Below are 24,483 nucleotides of genomic sequence, written 5' to 3'. Positions count from 1 at the left end.
AACTAGCCCCACATGTCGAATATTATTCGACTACTCCCCGCGTTTATATTTGATGCTTGACCTCGACCCTCCCAACCGGTTGGTCCAACGTGCCACCTCTGGTGGCTTGTGACCGCCACGTCTGGCGTACTATCAATCCACCGTGGTTTCTTCTGCAGAACGCAAAGGTATGCGATGAAGAGTGTTTGCTTCTTTAACAACAAGGGCGGCGTCGGCAAGACGACGCTACTCTGCAATCTTGGTTCCTTTCTAGCTAAGCGGAACGGCAAGTCAGTCCTAGTGCTCGACGCCGACCCACAATGCAACGCATCAGCGTACCTGCTTGCGGAGGAGCAGCTCGAAGCAATACTTCGAGATGGCGAGCATAAGAGCCTTGACTCCTTCTACGAACCAATTCGAAAGGGACAAGGCTATCCAGTGGAGCTTCCAACTATCGTGAGCAGCGCAAGGTTTGGGGTTGATCTCATAGTTGGCGACCCCAAGCTTTCGATCCGCGAAGACTTGCTCGCCACAGACTGGGCGGCAACACGGAACGGCGAACCTCGCGGATTTCAAACCACATTTGCAATCAAATATCTCCTTTCGCGACTTAATAAGTACGACCTCGTCTTCATAGATATGGGCCCCTCATTGGGGGCACTCAACCGATCAGTTCTGCTGGGCGCTGACTCGTTCATCATGCCGTTGTCGGTAGACATATTTAGCCTCATGGCGATCGACAACATTTTGAAGTCGTTTACATCTTGGAAGATTGCGCTGACCGACGCCATACGTAAGCACGAAGAGAACGAGGGCGAACATTTCCAGATCAACGGCCATCCCGTTGGTTGGGATTTGCAGTTTGTTGGCTATGTCATGCAGCAATACAAAGCTAAGGTTGTCTCAGGCGAAAGAGTGCCTGTGGCTGCTTTTGAGCGAATTATTAGCGAGCAGACTGCGGAACTGCGCCAGATGTGCGAATTCTTCGGCTCCGACTATGAGTCGGCCAAGCTTGGTGAGTTGCCTACGCTCAGCAGCGTTGTTCCGCTTTCGCAGCAGGCTCATGCGCCAATATTTGATTTGGGCGCAAAGGATGGAATAGTCGGCTCGCAGTACACCAGAGTTTCTGAGGCTACCGAGTTCTTCGAAAGAATTGCAGAGCGATTCCTTGGAAGGGTCGTTACATGATCGCCTGGGACGACGTTGCAGTCGACTCCATAGCGCGGCGGCGCGCTGTATTGGTGGTGGGCTCCGGTGTATCACGCAACTCGACTAACGACAAAGGCGAGCGCCCTGCGAGTTGGGACGGGTTCCTCAAGCAGTGCGCAAGAGAGCACTGCGATCCGGCCTATCTGCTTGAAGTAATCGCTAGGCGAGATTATTTGCTTGGATGTCAGCTACTCAAGACCATCATGGGGCGTGACAGATTTGTCGAACGGGTGCAAGCCGAGTTTCAACTCAAGCGTTTCAAGCCGGCCGACATCCACAAGCATTTGTACGAATTGGATGTCGCAGTCACTATCTCCCCGAATTTCGACAACATTTATGATGACTATTGTCGACAGGCGTCCTCAGGGTCTTATGTAATAAAAACTCATGCGAGCACAGATACTATCTCCTATCTGAACAAGTGCGATGTTCGTCTGCTAATTAAGAGCCACGGCTCGGCGAACGATCCTGAAGACTTGATCTTCACTTCGGAAGACTATTCGCGTGCTCGGACAAAGTACTCCATTTTCTATGATGTCATTCGATCGCTGGCGCTGACGCATACTTTCATCTTCGTCGGTTGTGGTGTTGACGACCCCGACCTTCGGATGCTATTTGAGGACATCAAGTTTGCTTACGGTCGACTTCCTCTGCACTTTATGACAATTCCAACTGCTGAAGTCGCGCCTGAGGTACTGAGGGAACTCGGAACAGTCATGCAAGTGAAGCACCTCACCTACTCGCCGGACAACGGGCATCAGGAACTGACGGAGAGCCTTGCAAACTTGGTTCAGTTGGTGGAGCAACGGCGCGACATGCTCTCAAAGGGGCGTAATTGGTAGGCGGCGCAGAGAAATCGGGATTACAAACTCGGGGTCTCAAATATTAAGTTCTTGATGCTCAATTCGGCAATTCGGCAATTCGGCAATTCGGCAATTCGGCAATTCGGGGTCGCCCATTGGCCGCCCCCCGTCAAGCGAAATCGGGGTCAGGCCTCAATTGTTAAGTCGCGGCCACCATTCGCCATATAGCAAGGGGTTTATATTTGAGGCCTGACCCCGATTTTGTTAAATTTGGCGCTTCAAGTTGGATTCCAATGGCTGTTGCTGTTGCAATAATTTGGTGGTGTGCGGAATTTGCAAAGCAACATCCATTTTGTCATTTGTCCTTGGTTATTTTGTCGTGCCAGTTTTGCTTCTAAATTTTGCTCGTGCTTAAAGGGGACTGAAATGCAAGAAAAGAAATTATCAGACGGAACATGGATCATCGCATCTGACAGCGTAAATATTCACAGCACGCATTTGCACCTGGCGCCTGACGGGACGATTTTGTCTCACAAAGTGAACGGCAATCATTCTTATAAGCTAAGCAATTCACGTCGCGACCTTTCGTCTTTGTGGGAGGAGATCACAGGTGAAAGAAATAAATTCCCTGGAGGATGGAAGCCATAGTTTATCCATGCGCCACAACATGGCGTTCGAGAGGGGCGCGTCAAAATCGGCTCGCCCCTCAGCTTTACGTTGAGCGTCACTTTAGGTGGCTCGTACAGCACCATAGAGTTAAGAAAAACGTTACCTACAACCGGAATCTGTCGGATAAATGTCATCGAGTTATAGAACATATCGGGCACGACGGTAGAGCTACGCATGGAGGCTATATGGATTTGGAAGAATTAGTTAGAGGCGTTCCGATGCTCATCATGTTCGTGTTGGTCTTGCTGTTTTTGGCAGCGCTGGGACCAATCGGCTGGGTCATCGGTGTTGTGTATGCATTCGCAGTCCTCAAGCGCTAGGGAAACGCCTGCAAAATCGGGGTCGCCCATTGGCCTTCCCCGTCAAGTGGCAAACACACGCCTCTGAGGGGCATGAGGGCTAGGAGGGTCTCAAATATTAAGTCCTCGGTGCAGGCTGTCGCGGTGAGTTGAGGTTTATATTGAGAAACTTGACCTCGATGCCCTAAATCCGATCCTCTTCCGGTACGAAAACTCGTGAATTTCAGGGCATCGACAATCTTTCCATACGAGAGGCTCGAAGGAGCTCGTAGAGCTGCGTCGACACGGCCGTGCATTGTGGCGTTGCGTGGGTAAAAAACTATGAACAGAAAATGCTGCGAGAGCCCCGATCTGCATGCCATCACATGTCCAAACTGCACCCAGTCGTGGTCTATGTGCTTTGAATGCGAGAGTTGGATTATTGGTGATGCGGACGCCGCAATTGTGCGAATGTTCTACAATTTCCTGAATAAGGAAGGGGTCTATCACTGCCCTTATTGCAAAAAACAACTTCCCCCCCGATGGTGTTAGAAGTTTGCACGGTTTGTAATGCAATTTGCGTAGAAATAGGGCGGAAATCGGGTTGCCCATTAGGGTACTTCTCGAAACCTCCCTCCCCGCCGATTCCGGGTGCTGAGACGATGGCGGCATGATCACGCCGCGCATCAAGCCGTCCGCGCAGAAATCGGGGTCTCAAAATACATCCGCACTCTCCGAGTGCCCAGCGCAATTGGTATTCGTGGCTGAAACCTTGCTCCGATTCCAAATCAGCAAGTTGTGAACGGTAGCGCTCATCGCCAACGTCAACGCCCATGAAACTCACCCGCCACGAACCCGACCACCCTCAGGGGAAGCGCGCTTTCACGCCCAAGGAAAAGGCGCTGGTGTGGCTGGGCCTGGCGGCTTGTGCGGTGATGGGGGCCGTCGTGGAGGCGCTGCAGCCCTCGCTGCCCCCGTTCACGGGCCGCTGGGCGTGGCTGCATGCCTGGGCGCATGGCGCGCTGGGGGTGCAGGGCCTGGCCGTGCTGTTTGCCGGCATGGCTGCCGCCTGTGGCATCGCGGCCTTGGCGTACTGGCTGCAAAGCCGGGCGCCGCGTGTGCGCTGACGGGGCACGGCCCGCGCTGGCGCGATGAGCAACCCCGTGCCTGCCCTGCAGCTCACCCCGGCGCAGGACGCCGACGCCCCGGCCCTGGCCGAGCTGCGTGTGGCCGCCATGCGCGAGAGCCTCTTGCGCGTCGGGCGCTTCGACCCGCAGCGGGCGCGGCAGCGGCTGCTGGACGGCTTTGTGGCGGCGCACACCTGGCATGTCGGCTGGGCGGGCGAGCGCTTCGGCTGCGTGGTGCTGCGGCGCGAGGCCGATCACCTGCGCCTGGCCCACCTCTACATCCATCCGCAGCACCAGGGCCGCGGCGTGGGCGCGGCGGTGCTGGCCTGGGTGTTCGCCGAGGCGGAGGCGGCGGGCCTGCCGGTGCGGGTGGGTGCGCTGCGGGAGAGTGATTCCAATCGCTTCTATGCGCGCCACGGCTTTGTGCTGGTGGCGCAGGCCGAGTTCGACAACGAGTACCTGCGCGTGCCGGCCTGCTGACACGCGGTGTCAGGCGGGCGCTGCAGCATGCAGGCCTTCTTCAACACGGGAGCCTTGCACATGAACTTCGCCTACACCCTGGTCTACGTGGTCGATGTGGCCGCCTCGCTGGCCTTCTTCGAGCGCGCCTTCGGCCTGCCGGCGCGCTTCCTGCATGAGAGCGGCGCCTATGGCGAGGTGGACACCGGCGCCAGTGGCACCAAGCTTGCGTTCGTGGACCACGCCACCGCGCGCGACAGCGTGCAGCACGACTACGTGGCTGCCGACGCCAGCGCCCAGCCGCTGGGCATGGAGATTGGCTTCACCGTGGCGAATGTGCCGGCCGCGTTCGACCGCGCCGTGGCGGCCGGTGCGCGGGCGCTGGCGGCGCCTGTCACCAAGCCCTGGGGCCAGACGGTGGCCTATGTGCGCTGCCCCGACGGCACGCTGGTGGAGCTGTGCACGGCGATGGCGTGAGCGCGGCGGTACGGGGGGCCATGGGCAGACGGCGGGTCTCGACCCGCCCTACCGGTTGTGCGTGGCGATGGGGTTGGGCCCGCCGGCGCGGCGAGCCTCCGGCGTAGGGCGGGTCGCGACCCGCCGCCTGCCGAACCGAATGCCGAGGTGGGTTTGCGAGGCCGAAACGGCGGGTCTCGACCCGCCCTACCTGTTGTGTTGATCCTCTGCCACAGAATCCCTGCCCATGCGCCGCGCCGACCGCCTCTTCCAGATCGTCCAGCTCATCCGCGGTCGCCGCCTGACGACGGCGGACTACCTGGCCCAGCGGCTGGAGGTGTCCATGCGCACCGTCTACCGCGACATCGCGGCGCTGGCCGCGCAGGGCGTGCCCATCGAGGGCGAGGCCGGTGTGGGCTACCGCATGCGGGTGGGGTTCGATCTGCCGCCGCTGATGTTCAGCAAGCAGGAGGCGCAGGCGCTGGTGGCCACGGTGCGCATGGCGGAGTCGCGGCTGGATGCGGCGCTGGCGCGGCAGGCCGAGAACGCGCTGAGCAAGATCCTGGCGGTGCTGCCGCTGGACGCGCGCGCCGCCGCCGAGAGCCTGGCGCTGTATGCGCCGCTGCCCGCGCTGGACGCCGCCACCAGCGCCCACCTGACCGCGCTGCGCGAGGCCACCGAGTCGCGCAGCAAGCTGCGGCTGGGCTACCTGGACCTGGGCGGCGTGCGCAGCGAGCGCGTGGTGCGCCCGCTGGCCTGTTTGTTCTGGGGGCCGGTGTGGACGCTGGCGGCCTGGTGCGAGCTGCGCGAGGACTTCCGCAGCTTCCGCGTGGACCGCATCGAGACGCTGGACGTGCTGCCCCAGACCTTCCGCGACGAGCCGGGCAGGACGCTCGCGGATATGAACCGCAGGCGGGACTGCTGATCCCTCGTGTAGGGCGGGTCGTGACCCGCCGTGGCGCGGTGATGCGCGGCCGGGACGGCGGGTCGTGACCCGCCCTACGGGACCTCGCCCCCGCCGTTTCAGCCCGCCGTGTCCACCAGCACGAACTGCTTGCGCACCGCCTCCAGCACCTCGAACTCGCCCTCGAAGCCCGGCGGGATGACGCTGCCCTGGCCGGGGCCGATGTCGGTGGCGCCCGCGGGGCCGTGTAGCCGCACGCGGCCGCTCAGCACGTGGAAGTACTCCTGCCGCGTGGCCGGGAACACGATGCGCCAGCGGCCCGGCTCGCATTCCCACACGCCGGCCGTCATGGGGCCGGCTTCGTGCATGACCCAGGTGTGGCGCAGCGGGTTGCCGGCGACGAGGCGGTCGGGGCGCGGGCGGTCGGGTGTGGGGCTCAGGCCGTCGGTGCGGTCGATGAGGACGATGGGCGGCATGGCGGGGGGGCTGGGCGCGGGGTTCAGGCCTGGCCGAGCACGCGGATCACCTCGTCCTCGGCCACGGGCTTGGCGATGAAGCCGTTCATGCCGGCGGCCAGCGCGGCCTGGCGCTCCTGGTCCAGCACGGCGGCGGTGAAGGCGTGGATGGGCAGGGTGGCGGTGGCCGGGTCGCCGCGCAGCAGCGCGGTGGCCTTGAGGCCGTCGACCTTGGGCATGTGCAGGTCCATCAGCACGCCGTCCAGCCTGCCGGCCTGCTCGCGGGCCAGCTGCACGGCCTGTTCACCGTCCTCGGCCTCCACGACCTCGGCGCCCAGGCGCTGCAGCAGCGCCGCGATGATGAGGCGGTTGACCGGGTTGTCCTCGGCCACCAGCAGGCGCTGGCCGGCCAGCGGCTGGCGCTGCGGGATGGGGATGCGGCGGCGCGCGGCGGTGTCGTCCACCGTGAGCGAGCGCGGCAGCGCCAGGCTGGCCCAGAAGGTGGAGCCATGGCGGCCGTCGCTGTCCACGCCGACATGGCCGTCCATGCGTGCGGCCAGCTCGCGGCAGATGGACAGGCCCAGGCCGGTGCCGCCGAAGCGCCGCGTGGTGGAGTCGTCGGCCTGCGCGAACGGGCGGAACAGCCGGGCCTGCAGCTCGGGCGGCACGCCGACGCCGCTGTCGGTGACGGACAGCCGCACGCGCTCGAGGCCGGCCGGCGCGAGGCTGAGCCGGATGTGGCCGCGCTCGGTGAACTTGAGCGCGTTGACGAGGAAGTTGGCAAGGATCTGCCGCACGCGCACCGGATCGCCCAGCACCAGCCGGGGCAGGCCGGCGTGCAGGTCGATCTGCATGTCCAGCCCGCGCTCGCGGCCCAGCGCGGCGCAGCCCTCGAAGCTGGCGCGGGCCAGTGCGTGCAGGTCGAACTCGATGCGCTCCAGCTCCAGGTGGCCGGCCTCGATCTTGGACAGGTCCAGCACGTTGGAGACGATCTCGTTGAGCGACTCGGCGGCGCTGACGAGGTGGGCCAGGTATTTGTCGCGGTGCGGGTCCTCGGGCGCGCCTTGCAGCAGCCGGGCCAGGCCCAGCACGCCGTTGAGCGGCGTGCGGATCTCGTGGCTCATGGTGGCCAGGAAGGCGCTCTTGGCGTGGCTGGCGGCCTCGGCCAGCTGCTTGGCGTGCTGCAGCTCGTGCTGCTGGTGGCGCTGCTCGGTGACGTCTTCGGCCACCCACAGCGTGGCGCGGTCGGCCTCGCCCTCGACGCGGCCCGACAGCGGCGGCAGCCCGCGCGCCGTCAGCCGCACGGTGACGCGCTCGCCGCCGGGGCGCAGGAAGTCGAGCTCGAAGGGCCGCGTCTCGCCGGCCGCGAGCTGGGCGGCCGGCAGCGCCGGCGCGGGGCCGCCGAAGATCTCCTGCCAGTGCCGGTTCACGCGCTCGAACTGCGCGCCGCGCGCCAGCGCGATGCCCACGCTGGCGTGGTCCAGCAGCGCGTCGGCCTCGATGCGGGCGCGCTCGCGCTCGGTGACGTCGCGGCCGATCATCATGGTGGCGGCTTCGCCATCCCAGTCCATCGGGGCTGCGGACAACAGCAGGTCGCGCCACTGGCCGTGCACGAGGATGGCGGAGCGGAAGTCGCGCACGATGCCGTTCGCGTCCAGCGTGGCGGCCAGGCGCTGGGCTTCGCGGTCGTCGGGCCACAGCCCGAGCTGGTGGGCCGAGCGGCCGATGAGGTCGTCGCGCGTGCGGCCGGTCAGTGCGCAGAAGCCGGAGTTGGCGAAGCGGATGCGGCCGTCGTCGTTGCTGGCCACGCAGATGGCGTCGGGGCTGGCGCGCAGCAGCTGGTCCAGCATGGCGGCGGTGCGCTGGTGCTGCTGCAGCACCAGCCGCTCGCCGGTGATGTTGTGGCTGACGCCGCGCCAGCCGATGTGCTTGCCGGCGGCGTTGAAGACGGGCTCGCCGGAGGTCAGCGTCCACAGCAGCCGGCCGTCGGGCGTGCGGAAGCCGTTGACGCGGTCGCGGTAGGGGCGCCGGGCGCGGATGTCTTCCAGCAGCGCGTGGTAGTCGGCATCGCGCACGAGCGTGGCGCCGCCCTCGCGGCCGAGGTTCATGAAGTCCTCGCGGCGATGGCCGGACAGCGTCTCGAACTCGTCGGACAGCGAGGTGACGCGGAACTGCTCGTCCGCCTCCCAGGCCCAGTTGTTGGCGGCCTGCACGAGGCGGGCCAGGCGCGCCTCCTCACCGATGGCGCGGGCCAGCGCGGCGCCGAGGATGCGGTTGAGCATCAGCGCCGAGGACAGGCCGGCCACCGTCAGCAGCAGGTGCGCGAGCATGCGGTCTGCCAGGTTGGGCAGCACCGGGGTGCGCATTCCCGGCAGCAGCCCCTGGGCTTCGGCCGAGGCCAGCCCGGTGATGGCCGCGAGATACACGCCGGCCAGCCCGAAGGCCGCGCCGTTGCCGGCGACGCCGCCGCCCAGCGCGATCAGCAGCCCGCCCGCCGCGAGGATGAGGGTGTGCACGCCTAGGCCCGTGTGGGCGGCGTGCGCCAACAGGGCCACCAACGTGCCGGCCAGCACCACGGTGGTGGCCACGCGCGGCCGGCCGGCGCGGTAGGCCAGCGCCGCCACGCCGCCGACGCCCAGCAGCGCCAGGCCCACCAGCAGGCGTTGGCTGGCCCAGCCGTGGCGCAGGCCGGCCAGCGTCTCGGTGCCGCCGATCAGGGCCGCAGTGGCGCCGACCGTGACGACGATCCACACCAGCGTGCGCGCGGCCATGCGCTGCAGCGCAAGGCGGGTCTCGCTGGGGTCGGTCGGCGTGCGGGTCATGAGGGGATCAGATCCAGCGTGGGCGGGGCAGCCAGGCCAGCGGGTCCAGCCGGCCGGCCGGCGCCTCCACCCAGCGGTAGAAGGGCAGGGCCAGCGCATTCGCCAGCGCCCAGGCGGTCACGCCGATCAGCAGGCCGGCCTCGGCGCTGGCGTCGGGCAGCCGGGCCAGCAGCGCGTTGGCCAGCAGCAGCACGGCGAAGTGCAGCAGGAACAGCGCATACGACGGCCGCGCCGCCGCCGCCAGCGCGCCCGCCCAGCGCGCCGGCAGCAGCGGGCGGCCCTGGGCGAGGCGGGACTGGGCCCAGGCCAGCCACAGGGCCGTGCCCAGCGCGAGGGCGAGGCGGTCACGCCAGTCCAGCGCCAGCGCCACGACCAGTGCGATGGCCAGCAGCGCCAGCCCCGCGCGGCCATGCCGGGCCCGCCCCAGCCAGTGCACCAGCGCGCCCAGGCCGTAGGCGGCGAAGAAGTAGGGCGCCCAGATGTCCAGCGCGGGGTCGAGGTTGAAGACGAAGGCCGAGGCCAGCGTCAGCACGGCCACCAGCAGCGGCCCGGCCAGCCGCCCGCCCTGCGGCCCGATTTGCCGTGCCAGCCACAGCAGCAGCGCCAGGCCGGCGAACAGTTGCAGGTCCATGGCCACGTACCAGGCGCCCACGGTCAGCGACTCGAAGCCCAGCACGTCCTGCAGCAGCAGCGCATGCGCGGCGAGCTGGCCCGGGCCGATGTCGGTCGGCACCAGCTCGGGCACGTGGCGCTCCACCAGCAGCCCGGCGCCCAGCGTGAACGCCAGTGCCGTCAGGAAGGGCAGCACCAGCCGCAGGTAGCGTCGCCACAGCAGGCGGGGCAGCGGCGCCTGCAGGCCCTCGCCCTGGGGCGACAGCGCCCGCGCGGTCAGGTAGCCGCCCACCACCAGGAACACCTGCACGGCCATGCGGCCGTAGTGCTGCAGCGCCCGCGCCAGCGGCGGCAGGGCCTCGTGCGCGGCCTCGGCGATGGGGCCGTAGCTGACGAGGTGGTGCAGCACGATGACCTGGGCGGCCAGGAACTTCAGCAGGTCGATGTGCGGCAGGCGTTGGGCGGGCGAGGGCATGGCGGGCGCAAAAGCAACGGGCCTGCGCAAGGCAGGCCCGTCAGACGGATGCGCGGATTTTAGGTGGGGGCTCAGCCGGCCTGCAGCGCGGCCAACTGGGCCCGCAGCGCGGCGTTCTCGGCCTCCAGCGCGGCAACGCGCCGGCGCAGCGTGTCCAGCGTGTCCGGGGCCGGGGTGTCGGCCAGGGCTTCGACCGGGGCGGCGGCGTCGTCGGCCGCGGGTTCTTCGACACGCACGGACGCCCGACGCTTGGCCTCGCGTACGCGCTTGGCGGCCTGTTTGAGCTCCTCGGCACCGGCTGCGGCGGCCGCGGCCTGCTCCTGCACCGGCAGCGTGGCGACGGCCGCGGCCGCGTTGATGGACACCGTGCCCGCCTTCACCGCCGCCACCAGCTCGGGCGCGGCCTGCTTCTGGATCTTCTCGATCAGCACCATCTGGTTGCTGCTGACGCGGGCGGCCTTGGCCAGCGCCTCGCGCGATTCGAGCACCTCCGGCGCCGCCACGGCCTCGACAGCCTCCACCACAGCTGCTTCGGCGGCCGCGCTGCGGGCACGCCGCTCGGCCACGATCTCGCGCTTGCGCAGCGCCAGCACGCCGCGCTGGAAGTCGGAGATGCTGCGCCGGCCCAGGTGCTGGTCGATCATCCACAGGTGCACGTCCTCGATGGACTTGAAGCGCGTGTTCTGCACCGTCTGGAAGGGCAGGCCGTGCTGGGTGCACAGGCGGTAGCGGTTGTGGCCGTCCACCAGCACATTGCCCCACAGCACCAGCGCGTCGCGGCAGCCCTCGGCCAGCAGGCTGCGCTCCAGCGCCTCGTTCTCCTCGGGCGTCAGCGGGTCGATGTAGGCCTTGAGTTCTTCGTTGACGACGATGTCCATGACGACCGGGTGCTGCTCAGGAAAAGGGGGCTGGATTCTAGAGACGGGCCCGCGCGGTGCGCGGCACACTGGCGGCAACGAGGAGATGCGCATGAGTCCAGCAAGCTATGTTGAAGAGGCCCCCAGCCGCGCCGAGGTGGACGCGCTGCCCGGCGCCACGCTCATCGAGTTCGGCGCCAACTGGTGCGGCATCTGCGCCGCCGCACAGCCGGTCATCGCCCAGGCGCTGGCGGAGCACCCGGCGCTGCGGCACCTGAAGGTGGAAGACGGTCGGGGCCGGCCGCTGGGCCGTTCTTTCGGCGTGAAGCTGTGGCCAACGCTGGTGATGCTGCGCGATGGCCGCGAGGTGGCCCGCGTCGTGCGGCCGGCCGGCGTGGCCGAGATCGCCGAGGCGCTGGCGCTGCTGAGCGGCGAGCTGTGATCCAATTGCAGGATTGGAATCGGTTCCAATTCTGCCGCACCTGCGGCTTGCACAACGACAGCCAGGCCGCTGGCGAGGACGAGACATGCCACGCAACATCGACGATGACGACGCCGCGCGTTCGCGCGCCCCTGCCGCCACCCTGACCGCGCTGCTGGCCGCCGCCGCACTGGCGCTGCCCGCCCAGGCGCAGCCCGCGCTGCCGGACCTCGGCCCCAACGTGCACGTGCTGCAGCCGTCCACGCCGGGCCTGCAGCAGCGCATCGACGCCATCTACGCCGCGCAGCAGCCCAACCATTTCGGCCCGCGCCGCGACGCCATCCTGCTGATGCCGGGCACCTACGAGAACCTGCGCATCCCGGTGGGCTTTTACACGCAGGTGCTGGGCCTGGGCCGCCATCCGGGCGACGTGCACGTGGTGGGCGACCTGCGCTCCACGGCCTTTCTGGACAACGACAACGCGACGCAGAACTTCTGGCGTGGCGCCGAGAACTTCGCGGTCACGCCGACGCTGGGCCTTGGCGACAACACGATGCAGTGGGCCGTGTCGCAGGCCATCCCGTTCCGGCGCATGCATGTGCGCGGCAATATCCGGCTGAACCAGAAGAACGGCTGGTCCAGCGGCGGCTGGTTCGCCGACGTTCGGGTGGACGGGCAGGTCAACTCGGCCACGCAGCAGCAATGGCTTTCGCGCAACAGCGAATGGGCCAGCTGGACGGGCTCCAACTGGAATATGGTGTTCGTCGGCGTGAAGCAGCCGCCGGCCGGCGAGTTCCCGACGCCGGGCCAGCGCTTCACCAAGATCGCCAAGACGCCGCTGGTGCGCGAGAAGCCCTTTCTGTTCATCGACCGGGACGGCGGCTTTGCGGTGCGCGTGCCGTCGCTGCGGCGGGACAGCGTCGGCGTGTCCTGGGCCGATGGCCAGTTCACGCCGGGCCGCACGCTGCCCATCGCGCGCTTTCACATCGCCCGGCCTGGTGACACGGCCGCCGCGCTGAACGCCCAGCTGGCGGCCGGCAAGCACCTGCTGTTCACACCGGGCGAATACCTGCTGACCGACACGCTGCGCGTGACCCGCCCGGGCACGGTGGTGCTGGGCATCGGCTTCCCCACGCTGCGCTCGGACAACGGCGCGCCGCTGCTGAAGACGGCCGACGTCAGCGGGCTGACCGTGGCCGGCCTGTTCCTGGACGCGGGCGCGCAGGACTCTGGCGTACTGATGGACGTGGGCACCCCGGGCAGCCGGCGCCGCCACCGGGCGGACCCGACGGTGCTGCACGACCTGTTCTTCCGCGTCGGCGGCGCGGCCGCCGGCCAGGTGCACACGGCGCTGCGCATCCACGCGCACGACACGCTGGTGGACCACACCTGGATCTGGCGTGCCGACCACGGCGAGGGCGTCAGCTGGACGCTGAACCCGTCGGCCCATGGCCTGGTGGTGGACGGCGAGGACGTGACCATTTACGGCCTCTTCGTCGAGCACTTCCAGCAGGAGCAGGTGGTGTGGCGCGGCAATGGCGGGCGGGTTTACTTCTACCAGTCCGAGATTCCGTACGACCCGCCCACCCAGCCGCAATGGACCAACGCGGCCGGCGGCCGGGGCTTTGCGTCGTACAAGGTGGCCGACGCGGTGACGCGCCATCAGGCCTGGGGCCTTGGCGTGTACAGCGTGTTCCTGCAGCCCGACGTCGTGCTGGACCGCGCCATCGAGGCGCCCCAGCGGCCCGGCGTGCGCTTCGAGCACATGATCACCGTGTGCCTGGTGGACAAGGGCAGCATCGAGCGCGTCATCAACGACGCCGGTGACCCGGCGCGATGCCGGGGCGGCAGCAACACCGCGACGCTCAAGCAATACCCCTGACGGCGCGGCCGGCGCGCGGGGCGTTTACGCTGCGCGCTTTTCGACGGGCAGGCGGCTGATGGACAACCTCGATCTCGGCGTGCTGCGCACGGCTGCCGGCTGGCAGGCCGAGGGGCGCGGCGTGGTGCTGGGCACGATCACGCGCACCTGGGGCTCGGCGCCGCGGCCGGTGGGATCGCTGGTGGCGGTGCGGGACGACGGACTGATCGCCGGCTCGGTGTCGGGCGGTTGCATCGAGGACGACCTCATCGCCCAGCTGCGCGCCGGCAGCCTGCGCCTGGCCTGCCCCACGCCGCTGCGCTATGGCGTGGGTGCCGAGGAAGCGCGCCGCTTCGGCCTGCCCTGTGGCGGCACGCTGGAGCTGCTGCTGGAGCCCGTGGGCCCGGCCTCCGGCCTGCCGGACTTGCTGGCCTGCCTGGCGCGCGGCGAGCGTGTGCGCCGCACGCTGGACCTGGCCACCGGCGCCGCCGTGCTGTCGCCGGCCGAGCCAGGCGCCGACACGCTGGTGCTCAGCGAGGCGCAGCTCATCAGCCACCACGGCCCGCAGTGGCGGCTGCTGGTGATCGGCGCCGGCCAGATGACCGACTACCTGGCTCAGATGGCGCTGGCGCTGGGCTACGGCGTGACCGTGTGCGACCCGCGCGCCGAGTACGCCGACGGCTTTGCGCTGGACGGCGTGGCGCTGACGCGTGGCATGCCGGACGACGTCGTCATGGCCTTCCGCCCCGATGGCGCCACTGCCATCGTGGCACTCACGCACGACCCCAAGCTGGACGACCTCGCGCTGATGGAGGCGCTGCGGAGCCCGGCCTTCTACGTGGGTGCCATCGGCTCGCGCGTGAACCAGGCCAAGCGTCGTGCGCGGCTGGCCGAGCATTTCGACCTGAGCGCCGCGCAGCTGGATCGCCTGCACGGCCCCGTGGGCCTGGACATCGGCGCGCGCACGCCACCGGAGATCGCGCTGAGCATCCTGGCCGAGATGACGGCGGTGCGCTACCGCGCCGGCTCCGCGCGGGCCGAGGCGGGCTGTGCCACGTAAAGTGCCGCCATGATCGAACTGCACTACTTCCCCAGCAACGCCAGCTTCGCGCCGCACATCCTGCTCGAAGAAATGGGCGTCCCGTTCACGCTGCGCGTGGTGGACCGTGCCAACAACGAGCACAAGTCGCCGGCCTACCTGAAGCTCAACCCCAACGGCCTGATCCCGACGTTGGTGGACGGCGACCTGGTGCTGTACGAGACGGCCGCCATCCTGATGCACCTGGCCGATTGCCACGCTGGTTTCGCGCCCGCACCCGGCACGGCCGCGCGGGCCGAGTACTACAAGTGGATGGTGTGGCTGACCAACACGCTGCAGGCCATGCTGATTCACTACTTCTACCCGGACCGCATGGCCACGGACGCTGCCGAGGTGAAGGCCCGCGCCGAGGCGCAGGTGGCGCCGCTGCTGGACCAGATGGACGCCCACCTCGTGCGCCACGGCGGCGACTGGTTCCTGGGCGCCGAGTACACGGCGGTGGACCCGCTGGCCTTCATGCTGTGCCGCTGGACGCGCATGCAGGCCAACCCGGCCAAGACGCGCCCGGCCCTGGGCGCCTACCTGAAGCGCGTGTTTGACCGTCCGGCGACGCAGCGCGTGGTGGCCAAGGAAGGGCTGGCGGACCCGGTGTACTGATCGCCGCGGCCTGCCGGGCCGCGACAAGCGCCCTGGCTCAGGGCGCCCCGCACAGGCAGTGCACTGCCGCCGCGCGCTCCAGCCGGCCGTTGGCCGACACGCGGGCCAGTTCGCGCAGCGCCGCCAGCTCCTCGACAACCGGGGCCGGCAGCGCGTCCAGCCCCAGCGCCGGCGCCAGGGCCTGCACCAGTGGCGGCGCGATCACGTCGCCCAGCGACGCGAGCAGGCGCTCGCTGCGGCTGAGGTCGTGCTCCACATAGACGATGCGCGGCTTGTCGCCCGCCTTCGCGTCGAGCTTGGCCAGCTTGGCGGCCGTCTGCACCGCGTCGTCCAGGCTGCCCAGCCGGTCGAGCAGGCCGCGCTCCCTGGCCTGGGCACCGGTCCAGATGCGGCCCTGGGCCACGGCGTCGATCTTCTCGGGCGTGATCTTGCGCGCGTCGGCGGCCAGGCCGGTGAAGCGGGCGTAGGTGTGGTCGATGCTGGCCTGCACGGCCGCCTGCAGCCGCGGGTCCAGCGGCCGGCGCATGTCATGGCCGCCGGCCAGCCAGGTGGTGCGCACGCCGCCAGTGTTCAGCGACAGCTTCTGCAGCAGGCCCTCGGCCGTGGGCAGCATGCCGAACACGCCGATGCTGCCGGTGATGGTGCCGGCGTCGGCGATGACGGCGTCGCTGGCCGTGGAGATCCAGTAGCCGCCCGAGGCCGCCACGTCGCCCATGGACACGACCACCGGCTTGCCGGCGGCGCGTGTCAGCTCCAGCTCGCGGCGGATGATCTCGGACGCGAAGGCGCTGCCGCCGGGCGAGTTCACGCGCAGCACGACGGCCTTGATGGCGTCGTCCTCGCGGGCCTTGCGGATCAGGCGCGCGGTGGAGTCGCCGCCGATGCGGCCCGGGCCGGTGCTGCCGTCCACGATCTCGCCCTCGGCCACCACGATGCCCAGGCCCGGCTGCACCGCGTTGGGCGCCGGCGAGGCCTTCACGTGGGCCAGGTAGTGCGCGAGCGACACCTGACGGAAGGACTTGCTCTCGGCGTCCGCCGCGCCCTTGGCTACCAGCAGCGCGCGCATCTCGTCGCGCGTCTTCAGGCCGTCCACCAGCCCGGCTTTCAGCGCCATCTGCGCGGTGTCGCCCTTCACGGCGGCCAGCAGCTGCGGCGCCTGCTCGATGTCGCGCGTGATGCGGCCGGCCTCCAGCTTGCGGGCTTTCTCGATGGTGCCGGTGAAGTCCTGCCACAGCGCGTGGTAGACCAGCCCGTCGGCCTCCAGCGTCTCGGGACTGGGGCCGGTGGCGGTGTAGACCTCGCCGAAGCTCTTGTAGGTGCCGGCCTTGATGACGTGGGGCGTGATGCCCAGGCGGTCCAGCGCGCCCTTGTAGTACAGGCGAGCGCGGCCGAAGCCCTCCAGCATCACCAGGCCCATGGGGTGCAGGTAGACCTCGTCGGCCTGGGCGGCCAGCGCATAGCCGCGCTGGCTGTAGCTGTCTCCATAGGCCAGCACCGGCTTGCCGCTGGCCTTGAAGCGCTGCAGCGCCGCGGTCACCTCGCGCAGCCCGGCCAGGCCGGCGGCGTTGAAGCTGTCGACGTCCAGCAGCAGCGTGCTGATCTTGTCGTCGCGGGCGGCGGCGTCCAGCGCGGCCAGTACGTCGCGCAGCCGGGTCTGGCGCGGCACGCTCTGTCCGCGGGCCTGCGCCATGAGCTGCTCGCGCGGGCTGCCGGAGAACTGCTCGACGAGGTTGCCGTCGAGCTTGAGCACCAGCGTGGTCTTGTCGGCCAGCGGCTTGGGGCCGCGGTTCAGCAGCGCCATCACGAGCACGATGAGCAGCACCAGCACCACCAGGTTCATCAGCGCGCGGCGCGTACCGTCGAGCAGCCACCAGGCTTTGGAGACAAGCCAGCCGAGTTTCGAGAACAAGGTCTTCATCGACGCCGATCCTGAGGGTTGTTGCCTGGCGATTGTGGCGGCGCGCCCGCTTAAGCTGCGAAGGTCACGGTTGCGAGGACTCCTCATGCTTGCTTGGCCCGGCTGGACGCGACGACTGAACCAGCACTTCCCGCTGCGCTACCTGACGTGGGTGCTGTGCGGCCTGCTGGCGCTGTGCTTTGCCATCGGCTGGGCCGGCGGCCTGGCCGACGGCGCGCTGGTGCTGGTGTTCCTGGGCCTGACGCTGCTGGGCCTGCGCGACATGCGCCAGACCAAGCGCTCCATCCTGCGCAACTATCCCGTCATCGGCCACCTGCGCTTCCTGCTGGAATTCATCCGGCCCGAGATCCGCCAGTACTTCCTGGAGGGCGACAACGAGGCGGCGCCGTTCTCGCGCGCTCAGCGCTCCATCGTCTACCAGCGCGCCAAGGGCGACCCCGACCAGCGCCCCTTCGGCACGCAGCTGGACACGGGGGCCACGGGCTACGAGTGGATCAACCATTCGCTGGCGCCCACGCACCTCACCGGCCACGACTTCCGCATCACCATTGGCGCCGGCCGCGCGCAGCCCTACTCGGCCAGCGTGTTCAACATCTCGGCCATGAGCTTCGGCGCGCTGTCGGCCAATGCCGTGCTGGCGCTCAACCAGGGCGCCAAGCAGGGCGGCTTTGCGCACGACACCGGCGAGGGCTCCATCAGCAGCTACCACCGCCAGCACGGTGGCGACCTGATCTGGGAGATCGGCTCGGGCTACTTCGGCTGCCGCAACGACGACGGCTCGTTCAGCCCCGAGAGGTTCGAGGCCGCCGCGCGCGACCCGCAGGTCAAGATGATCGAGCTCAAGCTCAGCCAGGGCGCCAAGCCGGGCCATGGCGGCGTGCTGCCGGGCCCCAAGGTGACGCCCGAGATCGCCGCCACGCGCGGCGTGCCGGTGGGCGTGGACTGCATCTCGCCGGCCCGCCACAGCGCTTTCTCCACGCCGGTGGAGCTGATGCAGTTCGTCGAGCAGCTGCGCACGCTGTCCGGCGGCAAGCCCACGGGCTTCAAGCTCTGCATCGGCCACCCCTGGGAGTGGTTCGCGCTGGCCAAGGCCATGCTGGAAACCGGCATCACGCCGGACTTCATCGTCGTGGATGGCGCCGAGGGTGGCACCGGCGCCGCGCCGCTGGAGTTCACCAACTACGTCGGCGCGCCGCTGCAGGAAGGCTTGCTGCTGGTGCACAACACGCTCGTGGGGCTGGATCTGCGCGACAAGATCAAGATTGGTTGCGCCGGCAAGGTCACGACCGCGTTCGACATCGTGCGTCTGATGGCGCTGGGCGCCGACTGGTGCAACTCGGCGCGCGGCTTCATGTTCGCGCTGGGCTGCATCCAGGCGCAGGCCTGTCACACCGGCCATTGCCCCACGGGCGTCACCACCCAGGACGCGCACCGCCAGCGCGCCATCGTCGTGCCGGACAAGGCGCAGCGCGTCGCCAACTTCCACCAGAACACGCTGAAGGCGCTGAAGGAGCTGGTGGAGGCCGCCGGGCTGTGCCATCCGCAGGAGATCACGGCCCAGCACATCGTGCACCGGCTGGGCAAGCACGAGGTGCGGCTGCTGGCCAACCTGCTGCCCTTCGTCGAGCGCGGCGCGGTGCTGCGCGGCGAGCTGCCGCATGCGACCTTCCGGCTCTACTGGCCGATGGCCAGCGCGCACAGCTTTGCGCCGCAGGGCCATGGCCAGCGTGCTGTCTGAGCACGCGCACCGCTGCAGCCACCTCCCGGTCGCGGGGGATAGAGGCTACGAACTAGGGAGACGCCGCGCAAAGCACGCACAATGCGCGGCGATTTCCGCGCAGTTACATGCCCACCGTCTACCTTCTCCGCCTCAACGAAGCCAGCTTGCAGCGCACGCGTTCGCAACTGCTGCGCGTCAATGGCGTGGAGCTGGCTGGCAGCAGCTCGACGCTGGCGGACGCACTCGACGAGCTGCACGCGCTGGCGCCCGACATCGTCGCCAGCGACCTGCGCCTGGTGGACAGCCACGCCATGCGCGTGGCCCATGAGCTGGGCCGGCTGCCGGTGCGGCCGCAGCTGCTGCTGCTGGCGCCCACCGCCGACGACCTGCAGCTGTTCGCCGCCTTGAGCGCCGGGGCCAATGCGTATCACGTGGACGACGGCAGCGGCGCCGGGCTCGTGGAGGCGCTCACCCGGCTGCATGACCGCCGCGCCATGCTCAGCCCGCAGCTGTCACGCCAGGCGCTGGCCGCGTTCGGCATCGAGCGCAGCCCGCTGGTGATGGCGCGCCAGAGCGCCGCCGCGCTGGACACCACGCCCGCCGGCCGCCAGATCGACCAGGCCAGCCGCCACCTGCTGACGCTGCTGGCGCAGGGCCTGCTGCTGGCCGAGATCGCGACGCTGTGGCGGCTGCAGGCGGCCGAGATCGAGGCACGCATCTGGCGCCTGGTGCGCCTGCTGCACGTCCGCTCCCGAGAGCTGCAGATCGCCTGACGCGCTGGGGGCGGCCGTCAGGCCGTCGGTGGGGTGTCGATGAAACTCTGGCGCTGAGACAGCTTGTCCATGTGGCGCGCCAGGTTGGGGTGGGTCTCGCGCCAGGCGATCTCCGGGAAGCGGAAGCTCAGCCAGCCCAGCGCGCAGCCCACCGAGATGTCGGCCAGCGAGAAATGGCTGCCCGAGCACCAGGCCTTCTCACCCAGGCCCTGGCTCATCGCGGCCAGGCCCGCATGCACCTTGGCGAGCTGGCGGTCTTCCCAGGCCGCGCTGCGCTGCGTGTCGCTGCGGTGCGGCCAGTGGCGCTCCTGGCGGGCCAGGATGGCGGCGTCCATGATGCCGTCGGCCAGCGCTTCCCAGGTGCGCACCTCACAGCGCTCGCGGCCCCGCTCCGGGATGAGCTTGCCCACGGGCGACAGCGTGTCCACGTACTCCACGATGACGCGCGAGTCGAACACCGCGCCGGTGATGGAGTCCTGCCCTTCCATGACCAGGCAGGGCACCTTGCCCAGCGGGTTCATCTTCAGGATCGTGTCGCTGCCCCAGACGTCTTCCAGCACAAGCTGGTAGTCGAGCTTCTTCTCGGCCATCACGATGCGCACCTTGCGCACGAATGGGCTGGTGAGCGAACCGATCAACTTCATCGCGGTCATAGGGCAAATACGGAGGTCACAAGTCGAAACGATTCTAGCCAGCGCCCTCTGGGGGTCTGCCCGTGAAAAAGTCCTGTCGGCCCGGCCCGACAGGCCCCAGGAAAGCAGGGGTTGCCGCTGCAGGCGGCTGTCGCCAAAGTGTCGCCCGGCCCATCGCAGCAGACGATGGCCCTCACAACAGGGAGATCCCATGTCAGACCCCATCGCCGCCGTCGACGCGGCTGCTTCGCCATCGCCCGATCGGGGGGGCCGTGTCCTCGACATCCGCTTCACCGGCTCGGGCAGCGAGTACTTCCGCATCTGGGCGGTGAACCTGCTGCTGACGCTCGTCACGCTGGGCCTGTACCTGCCGTTCGCGAAGGCGCGCCGCATTCGGTACTTCTATGCCAACACGCTGGTCGACGGCCAGGCGCTGAGCTTTCATGGCGACGCGTGGAAGATGTTCCGCGGCTTCCTGCTGCTGGTGCTGCTGATGGGCAGCTACAGCGCTGCCGGGCATTTCTCGCCCGTCGCGGCCATCGTCGCCTTCCTGATCCTGTGCGCCGTGTGGCCGGCGCTGTGGCGGGCGTCGCTGCAGTTCCGGCTCGGCAACACCAGCTGGCGCGGCCTGCGCATGCGCTTCGAGGGCTCGCTGGCGGGGGCCTACCGCGCCTGCCTGCCTAGCTATCTGCCGGCCATCGCTATTGTCGTCGGCGTGACGCTGATGGGCCCCGAGGCGGCCGAGCCCGGGAGCGAGGGCGCGGGCCTGACGCCGGCCGTGATGCTGTACGCCGTCGGCGCGCTGTGCATGGTGCTGCTGGCGCCCTGGTCGCTGGCGCTGTTCAAGCGCTACCAGCACAACGGCTACCGCATTGCCGGCCAGCATTCGCGGGTCCAGCTGTCGGGCGGGCAGGTCTACCTGCTGGCGCTCAAGCTCGTCGGCATGTCGCTGCTGCCGCTGGCGCTGACGGTCGCCATCATTGCTGTGGCTGCGGGCGCGGCGAAGTTCATGGGCCTGCCCCGAGGCCTGGCCGCCGCCGTGCTGACCGCCGGCATCGTGCTGGGCTATGTGGTGTATTTCGCCATGATGGCGCCCTATGGCGCGGCGCGGCTGCAGAACCTGGTCTGGAGCGGCACGCGCAGCGAGGCGCTGGTCTTTCACAGCCGGCTCAGCTTCCGTGCGCTGTTCGGCCTGACGCTGAAGAACTGGGTGTTGACGCTGCTGACGCTGGGCCTGTACCGGCCGTTCGCCGCCGTGGCCACCGCCCGGCTGCGGCTGGAGGCGGTTGGCGTCGACTGCGACGGGGATCCGCTGGACTGGGTGGCCGCCGCCAACACGGGCCATGAGGACGCGACGGGCGACATCGCCGGCGACTTCTTCGGCATCGACATGGGCCTGTGATGAGTGCTGCGCCGCGCCTTGCCGCCGACTGGTTCGACGGCCGCAGCGCGCGGCCCCGGCCGGTCGACGTGTGGCTGGCCGACGGCTCGCTGCACTACGGCGAGCAGCGCGTGCCGGTGGCCGCGCTGACCTGGCCCGAACGCCAGCGCCACGGGCAGCGCCAGCTGCTGCTGCCTGGCGGCGGGCTGCTGAGCTTTGCCGACGCGGCGGCCTTCGATGCCTGGGCGCAGGCCTCGGGGCGCGGCGACAGCGTCGTCGTGCGCTGGCAGCAGAGCTGGACGCTGGCGCTGCTGTCCCTGGTGCTGCTGGTGGCGGGGCTGGCGGCCGGCTACCGCTGGGGCCTGCCCTGGGCCGTGGACCGTGCGGTGGACGTGCTGCCGCTGTCTGCCGAGCAGCGCCTCAGCGAGCACCTGCTGGCCAGCTTGGATGGTGACTGGCTGTACCCCACGCGGATGGAGGCCGCGCAGCAGCAGGCCTGGCGCGATCGCTGGCAGCAGATGCTGGACCGCGCCCGCACCGCCGGCGGGCCGCCCGTGCCCGAGCGCTACCAGATCCACTTCCGCCGCGGCGCCCGCGCGCTGGGCCCGAACGCCTTTGCGCTGCCGGGCGGCGATGTCGTCATCACCGACGAGTTGCTGGAGTTGCTGAAGGACGAGCCCGACGCTGTGCTGACGGTGCTGGCGCACGAGCTGGGCCATGTGCAGCACCGCCACGGCGTGCGCATGGTGCTGCGGGCGGGTGCGGTGGGTGTGGTCACATCGGTGGTCCTGGGCGACTTCTCCAGCCTGCTGGCGGCAGCCCCGGCGCTGCTGGCCACCAATGCCTATTCCCGCGACAACGAGCGGGAGGCCGACCACTACGGCCGCGCGCTGGCCCGGGCCGGCGGCGCGGACACGTCGCGCATGGCGGTGTTCTTCGAACGCCTCGCGAAAAAGCACGCGACCGTCGAGGACCATGCACTGGCCATCGCGATCTCCACGCACCCGGCCGACGCTGAGCGGGTGCGCTTCTTCAGCGAAAACTAGAATCGCGGGTTTTCCACGACCTGCCTGGCCCGCCATGACCACGACCGACTACTCCGCCATCAGCGCCCTCTCGCCGCTGGACGGCCGCTACGCCGCCAAGGTCGCGGCCCTGCGCCCGCTGCTGTCCGAGTACGGCCTGATGCACCGCCGCGTGCAGGTGGAGGTGGAGTGGTTCATCGCACTGAGTGATGCCGGCTTCAAGGAATTCAAGCCGCTGAGCAGCGCTGCGCGCAGCCGCCTGCGCCGCCTGGTGAAGAAGTTCAGCGAGGCCGATGCTGAAGAGATCAAGGCCATCGAGCGCACCACCAACCACGACGTGAAGGCCGTGGAGTACTGGATCAAGCGCAGCTTCGCCGGCCACCCCGAGCTGGAAGCCGCCGGTGAGTTCGTGCACTTCGCCTGCACCAGCGAAGACATCAACAACACCAGCCACGCGCTGATGCTCAAGGCCGCGCGCGACGAAGTCATGCTGCCGGCGCTGGACGGCATTATCGAAAAGCTGCGCGGCATGGCCCACCAGTTCGCGGCCATCCCGATGCTCAGCCGCACGCATGGCCAGACGGCCAGCCCGACGACCGTGGGCAAGGAGATCGCCAACGTCGTCGCGCGCCTGCAGACGGCCCGCGCGCGCATCGCTGCTGTGAAGCCGCTGGCCAAGATGAACGGCGCGGTCGGCAACTTCAACGCCCACCTGTCGGCCTGGCCCCGCCACGACTGGGAAGCCTTCAGCAAGCACGTCATCGAGAAGCAGCTGAAGCTGAGCTTCAACCCGTACACCATCCAGATCGAGCCGCACGACTACATGGCCGAGCTGTTCGATGCATTCACGCGCGCCAACACCATCCTCATCGACTGGTCGCGCGACGTGTGGGGCTACATCAGCCTGGGCTATTTCAAGCAGAAGACCAAGGCGGGCGAGATCGGCAGCTCGACGATGCCGCACAAGGTCAACCCCATCGACTTCGAGAACGCGGAAGGCAACTTCGGCCTGGCCAGTGCGGTGCTGACGCACCTGAGCCAGAAGCTGCCCGTGAGCCGCTGGCAGCGTGACCTGACCGACTCCACCGTGCTGCGCAACATGGGCGTGGGCCTGGGCTATGCGCTGCTGGGCTACGACTCGCTGGCCAAGGGCCTGGGCAAGCTGGAAGTGAACGAGGCCGCGCTGGCCGACGACCTCGACGCCGCCTGGGAAGTGCTGGCCGAGCCCATCCAGACCGTGATGCGCCGCTTCGGCCTGCCCAACCCGTATGAGCAGCTCAAGGAGCTGACGCGCGGCAAGGCCATCACGCAAGAATCCATCCGCGCCTTCATCGAGGGGCTGGATCTGCCCAAGGCCGAGAAGGCGCGCCTGCTGAAGATGACGCCGGGCAGCTACACGGGTCTGGCGCAGGACCTGGCCAAGCGGGTCTGACGCGTCAGCCCAAGGCCAGCCGGAACACCCGCGAGGGCTCGCTGTAGCCCTCGATCTGCTGCCGGGCCTGCTCGACGAAGCCCAGCTTGCCCAGCAGGCCCACGCTGCGCGGGTTGTCCAGCGCGGTGATGGCCATCAGCGCAGGCCAGCGAAACACGTCGCGTGCATGGGCCACGCAGCCGCGTGCGGCTTCCAGCGCATAGCCGTGGCCCTCGTGCGCGGCCAGCAGCGCGTAGCCGATGTCAGGTTCCGGCAGCGCCGGCCGCCGGAACAGGCCGCACATGCCCACCAGCTCGCCGTCCGCCAGGCGCTCCATCGCCCAGAAACCGTGGCCCTGTTCACGGTAGCCCTTGAACAGCCGGCCCTCGGCCCAGGCCAGCGCGTCCTGCTCGTTGCGCACGCCGGGATCGTTGATGTTGCGCAGCCAGCCGGGCTCGTTGACCAGGCGCAGCAGGAAGCGCGCATCAAGCGGTGTGAATTCACGCAGCGCGAGGCGTTCGGTCCGGAGGATTTGCATGG

23 protein-coding genes are annotated in these 24,483 nt (G+C 68.5%); 16 read left to right on the top strand and 7 right to left on the bottom strand.

Annotated elements, in window-relative coordinates; all coding sequences use genetic code 11:
• The first annotated feature begins 174 nt into the window (after positions 1-174).
• The 7 genes from ACG0Z3_RS04570 (at position 175) to ACG0Z3_RS04540 (ending at position 5,905) form a co-directional block, all read left to right on the top strand.
• Complete coding sequence (locus ACG0Z3_RS04570; protein ID WP_394395720.1) at positions 175-1,167, top strand: ParA family protein; 993 nt, start codon at positions 175-177, stop codon at positions 1,165-1,167.
• Positions 1,164-2,030 carry an SIR2 family protein gene (locus tag ACG0Z3_RS04565; RefSeq protein ID WP_394395719.1) on the top strand — a complete coding sequence of 289 codons (867 nt, stop codon included), beginning with the start codon at positions 1,164-1,166 and terminating at the stop codon, positions 2,028-2,030. Before ACG0Z3_RS04570 ends, ACG0Z3_RS04565 begins: the two co-directional genes overlap by 4 nt.
• A gap of 387 nt (positions 2,031-2,417) precedes the next feature.
• Positions 2,418-2,639, top strand: a complete 222-nt coding sequence (locus ACG0Z3_RS04560) for a hypothetical protein (protein WP_394395717.1) — start codon at positions 2,418-2,420, stop codon at positions 2,637-2,639.
• Positions 2,640-3,771: 1,132 nt separating this feature from the next.
• On the top strand, positions 3,772-4,065 hold the full coding sequence (locus ACG0Z3_RS04555) for a hypothetical protein (protein WP_394395716.1): 294 nt from the start codon (positions 3,772-3,774) through the stop codon (positions 4,063-4,065).
• A gap of 24 nt (positions 4,066-4,089) precedes the next feature.
• Positions 4,090-4,545: a GNAT family N-acetyltransferase gene (locus ACG0Z3_RS04550; protein WP_394395714.1), complete on the top strand. Its 456-nt coding sequence runs from the start codon at positions 4,090-4,092 to the stop codon at positions 4,543-4,545.
• A gap of 60 nt (positions 4,546-4,605) precedes the next feature.
• On the top strand, positions 4,606-5,001 hold the full coding sequence (locus tag ACG0Z3_RS04545; RefSeq protein WP_394395711.1) for a VOC family protein: 396 nt from the start codon (positions 4,606-4,608) through the stop codon (positions 4,999-5,001).
• A 226-nt stretch (positions 5,002-5,227) separates the two neighbouring features.
• A complete protein-coding gene (locus tag ACG0Z3_RS04540) occupies positions 5,228-5,905 on the top strand; it encodes a helix-turn-helix transcriptional regulator (RefSeq protein ID WP_394395709.1) in 678 nt (225 codons plus the stop codon).
• A gap of 98 nt (positions 5,906-6,003) precedes the next feature.
• Here ACG0Z3_RS04540 and ACG0Z3_RS04535 read toward each other — a convergent pair whose 3' ends face one another.
• From ACG0Z3_RS04535 to ACG0Z3_RS04520, 4 genes are all read right to left on the bottom strand, one after another.
• Complete coding sequence (locus tag ACG0Z3_RS04535) at positions 6,004-6,360, bottom strand: cupin domain-containing protein (protein ID WP_394395707.1); 357 nt, start codon at positions 6,358-6,360, stop codon at positions 6,004-6,006.
• A 23-nt stretch (positions 6,361-6,383) separates the two neighbouring features.
• On the bottom strand, positions 6,384-9,161 hold the full coding sequence (locus ACG0Z3_RS04530) for an ATP-binding protein (protein ID WP_394395706.1): 2,778 nt from the start codon (positions 9,159-9,161) through the stop codon (positions 6,384-6,386).
• 7 nt (positions 9,162-9,168) lie between these two features.
• Entirely contained in the window at positions 9,169-10,248 is a 1,080-nt protein-coding gene (locus ACG0Z3_RS04525; RefSeq protein ID WP_394395704.1) for an acyltransferase family protein, read from the bottom strand.
• 71 nt (positions 10,249-10,319) lie between these two features.
• Positions 10,320-11,126: a ParB N-terminal domain-containing protein gene (locus ACG0Z3_RS04520; protein WP_394395703.1), complete on the bottom strand. Its 807-nt coding sequence runs from the start codon at positions 11,124-11,126 to the stop codon at positions 10,320-10,322.
• Between the two features lie 91 nt (positions 11,127-11,217).
• Here ACG0Z3_RS04520 and ACG0Z3_RS04515 point away from each other — a divergent pair, with 91 nt between their 5' ends.
• The 4 genes from ACG0Z3_RS04515 to ACG0Z3_RS04500 all read left to right on the top strand — a co-directional run bounded on the left by ACG0Z3_RS04515 (position 11,218) and on the right by ACG0Z3_RS04500 (position 15,083).
• Positions 11,218-11,547 (top strand): thioredoxin family protein, encoded by a 330-nt coding sequence (locus tag ACG0Z3_RS04515; protein ID WP_394395702.1) that lies wholly within the window; start codon positions 11,218-11,220, stop codon positions 11,545-11,547.
• A gap of 85 nt (positions 11,548-11,632) precedes the next feature.
• Positions 11,633-13,408, top strand: coding sequence for a hypothetical protein (locus ACG0Z3_RS04510; RefSeq protein ID WP_394395700.1), 1,776 nt, complete (start codon positions 11,633-11,635; stop codon positions 13,406-13,408).
• Positions 13,409-13,466: 58 nt separating this feature from the next.
• Positions 13,467-14,447 (top strand): XdhC family protein, encoded by a 981-nt coding sequence (locus tag ACG0Z3_RS04505; RefSeq protein ID WP_394395699.1) that lies wholly within the window; start codon positions 13,467-13,469, stop codon positions 14,445-14,447.
• A gap of 9 nt (positions 14,448-14,456) precedes the next feature.
• Positions 14,457-15,083: a glutathione S-transferase family protein gene (locus tag ACG0Z3_RS04500; RefSeq protein ID WP_394395698.1), complete on the top strand. Its 627-nt coding sequence runs from the start codon at positions 14,457-14,459 to the stop codon at positions 15,081-15,083.
• 37 nt (positions 15,084-15,120) lie between these two features.
• Here the strand turns inward: ACG0Z3_RS04500 and sppA are convergent, their stop codons facing one another.
• Positions 15,121-17,001 (bottom strand): signal peptide peptidase SppA, encoded by a 1,881-nt coding sequence (gene sppA / locus ACG0Z3_RS04495; protein WP_394395695.1) that lies wholly within the window; start codon positions 16,999-17,001, stop codon positions 15,121-15,123.
• A gap of 85 nt (positions 17,002-17,086) precedes the next feature.
• Here sppA and ACG0Z3_RS04490 point away from each other — a divergent pair, with 85 nt between their 5' ends.
• Positions 17,087-18,739 carry an FMN-binding glutamate synthase family protein gene (locus ACG0Z3_RS04490; protein WP_394395693.1) on the top strand — a complete coding sequence of 551 codons (1,653 nt, stop codon included), beginning with the start codon at positions 17,087-17,089 and terminating at the stop codon, positions 18,737-18,739.
• A 107-nt stretch (positions 18,740-18,846) separates the two neighbouring features.
• Complete coding sequence (locus tag ACG0Z3_RS04485; protein WP_394395690.1) at positions 18,847-19,494, top strand: hypothetical protein; 648 nt, start codon at positions 18,847-18,849, stop codon at positions 19,492-19,494.
• 17 nt (positions 19,495-19,511) lie between these two features.
• Here ACG0Z3_RS04485 and ACG0Z3_RS04480 read toward each other — a convergent pair whose 3' ends face one another.
• Positions 19,512-20,138, bottom strand: coding sequence for a glutathione S-transferase family protein (locus ACG0Z3_RS04480; RefSeq protein WP_394396251.1), 627 nt, complete (start codon positions 20,136-20,138; stop codon positions 19,512-19,514).
• 199 nt (positions 20,139-20,337) lie between these two features.
• On the opposite strand from ACG0Z3_RS04480, the gene ACG0Z3_RS04475 reads away from it, so the two are divergent.
• The 3 genes from ACG0Z3_RS04475 to purB are packed head-to-tail and all read left to right on the top strand — an operon-like array spanning position 20,338 to position 23,964.
• The gene (locus ACG0Z3_RS04475) at positions 20,338-21,528 is read left to right on the top strand and encodes a YjgN family protein (protein WP_394395689.1); all 1,191 of its coding nucleotides are present in this window, start codon (positions 20,338-20,340) and stop codon (positions 21,526-21,528) included.
• The gene (locus ACG0Z3_RS04470; protein WP_394395688.1) at positions 21,528-22,553 is read left to right on the top strand and encodes a M48 family metallopeptidase; all 1,026 of its coding nucleotides are present in this window, start codon (positions 21,528-21,530) and stop codon (positions 22,551-22,553) included. Before ACG0Z3_RS04475 ends, ACG0Z3_RS04470 begins: the two co-directional genes overlap by 1 nt.
• Positions 22,554-22,587: 34 nt before the next feature.
• Positions 22,588-23,964 (top strand): adenylosuccinate lyase, encoded by a 1,377-nt coding sequence (gene purB, locus ACG0Z3_RS04465; RefSeq protein ID WP_394395685.1) that lies wholly within the window; start codon positions 22,588-22,590, stop codon positions 23,962-23,964.
• Between the two features lie 4 nt (positions 23,965-23,968).
• On the opposite strand, the gene ACG0Z3_RS04460 is transcribed toward purB, so the two are convergent.
• Positions 23,969-24,481 (bottom strand): GNAT family N-acetyltransferase, encoded by a 513-nt coding sequence (locus ACG0Z3_RS04460; protein WP_394395682.1) that lies wholly within the window; start codon positions 24,479-24,481, stop codon positions 23,969-23,971.
• Positions 24,482-24,483: the final 2 nt, after the last annotated feature.

It is taken from the genome of Pelomonas margarita, assembly GCF_043555875.1.
Taxonomy (GTDB): domain Bacteria; phylum Pseudomonadota; class Gammaproteobacteria; order Burkholderiales; family Burkholderiaceae_C; genus Pelomonas; species Pelomonas margarita.
This window is presented reverse-complemented; position numbering and strand designations above follow the sequence as displayed.

Coding starts and splice junctions, on each gene's coding strand:
- ACG0Z3_RS04570 (WP_394395720.1), top strand. CDS start 175: ATGAAGAGTGTTTGCTTCTTTAACAACAAGGGCGGCGTCGGCAAGACG.
- ACG0Z3_RS04565 (WP_394395719.1), top strand. CDS start 1,164: ATGATCGCCTGGGACGACGTTGCAGTCGACTCCATAGCGCGGCGGCGC.
- ACG0Z3_RS04560 (WP_394395717.1), top strand. CDS start 2,418: ATGCAAGAAAAGAAATTATCAGACGGAACATGGATCATCGCATCTGAC.
- ACG0Z3_RS04555 (WP_394395716.1), top strand. CDS start 3,772: ATGAAACTCACCCGCCACGAACCCGACCACCCTCAGGGGAAGCGCGCT.
- ACG0Z3_RS04550 (WP_394395714.1), top strand. CDS start 4,090: ATGAGCAACCCCGTGCCTGCCCTGCAGCTCACCCCGGCGCAGGACGCC.
- ACG0Z3_RS04545 (WP_394395711.1), top strand. CDS start 4,606: ATGAACTTCGCCTACACCCTGGTCTACGTGGTCGATGTGGCCGCCTCG.
- ACG0Z3_RS04540 (WP_394395709.1), top strand. CDS start 5,228: ATGCGCCGCGCCGACCGCCTCTTCCAGATCGTCCAGCTCATCCGCGGT.
- ACG0Z3_RS04535 (WP_394395707.1), bottom strand. CDS start 6,360: ATGCCGCCCATCGTCCTCATCGACCGCACCGACGGCCTGAGCCCCACA.
- ACG0Z3_RS04530 (WP_394395706.1), bottom strand. CDS start 9,161: ATGACCCGCACGCCGACCGACCCCAGCGAGACCCGCCTTGCGCTGCAG.
- ACG0Z3_RS04525 (WP_394395704.1), bottom strand. CDS start 10,248: ATGCCCTCGCCCGCCCAACGCCTGCCGCACATCGACCTGCTGAAGTTC.
- ACG0Z3_RS04520 (WP_394395703.1), bottom strand. CDS start 11,126: ATGGACATCGTCGTCAACGAAGAACTCAAGGCCTACATCGACCCGCTG.
- ACG0Z3_RS04515 (WP_394395702.1), top strand. CDS start 11,218: ATGAGTCCAGCAAGCTATGTTGAAGAGGCCCCCAGCCGCGCCGAGGTG.
- ACG0Z3_RS04510 (WP_394395700.1), top strand. CDS start 11,633: ATGCCACGCAACATCGACGATGACGACGCCGCGCGTTCGCGCGCCCCT.
- ACG0Z3_RS04505 (WP_394395699.1), top strand. CDS start 13,467: ATGGACAACCTCGATCTCGGCGTGCTGCGCACGGCTGCCGGCTGGCAG.
- ACG0Z3_RS04500 (WP_394395698.1), top strand. CDS start 14,457: ATGATCGAACTGCACTACTTCCCCAGCAACGCCAGCTTCGCGCCGCAC.
- sppA (WP_394395695.1), bottom strand. CDS start 17,001: ATGAAGACCTTGTTCTCGAAACTCGGCTGGCTTGTCTCCAAAGCCTGG.
- ACG0Z3_RS04490 (WP_394395693.1), top strand. CDS start 17,087: ATGCTTGCTTGGCCCGGCTGGACGCGACGACTGAACCAGCACTTCCCG.
- ACG0Z3_RS04485 (WP_394395690.1), top strand. CDS start 18,847: ATGCCCACCGTCTACCTTCTCCGCCTCAACGAAGCCAGCTTGCAGCGC.
- ACG0Z3_RS04480 (WP_394396251.1), bottom strand. CDS start 20,138: ATGAAGTTGATCGGTTCGCTCACCAGCCCATTCGTGCGCAAGGTGCGC.
- ACG0Z3_RS04475 (WP_394395689.1), top strand. CDS start 20,338: ATGTCAGACCCCATCGCCGCCGTCGACGCGGCTGCTTCGCCATCGCCC.
- ACG0Z3_RS04470 (WP_394395688.1), top strand. CDS start 21,528: ATGAGTGCTGCGCCGCGCCTTGCCGCCGACTGGTTCGACGGCCGCAGC.
- purB (WP_394395685.1), top strand. CDS start 22,588: ATGACCACGACCGACTACTCCGCCATCAGCGCCCTCTCGCCGCTGGAC.
- ACG0Z3_RS04460 (WP_394395682.1), bottom strand. CDS start 24,481: ATGCAAATCCTCCGGACCGAACGCCTCGCGCTGCGTGAATTCACACCG.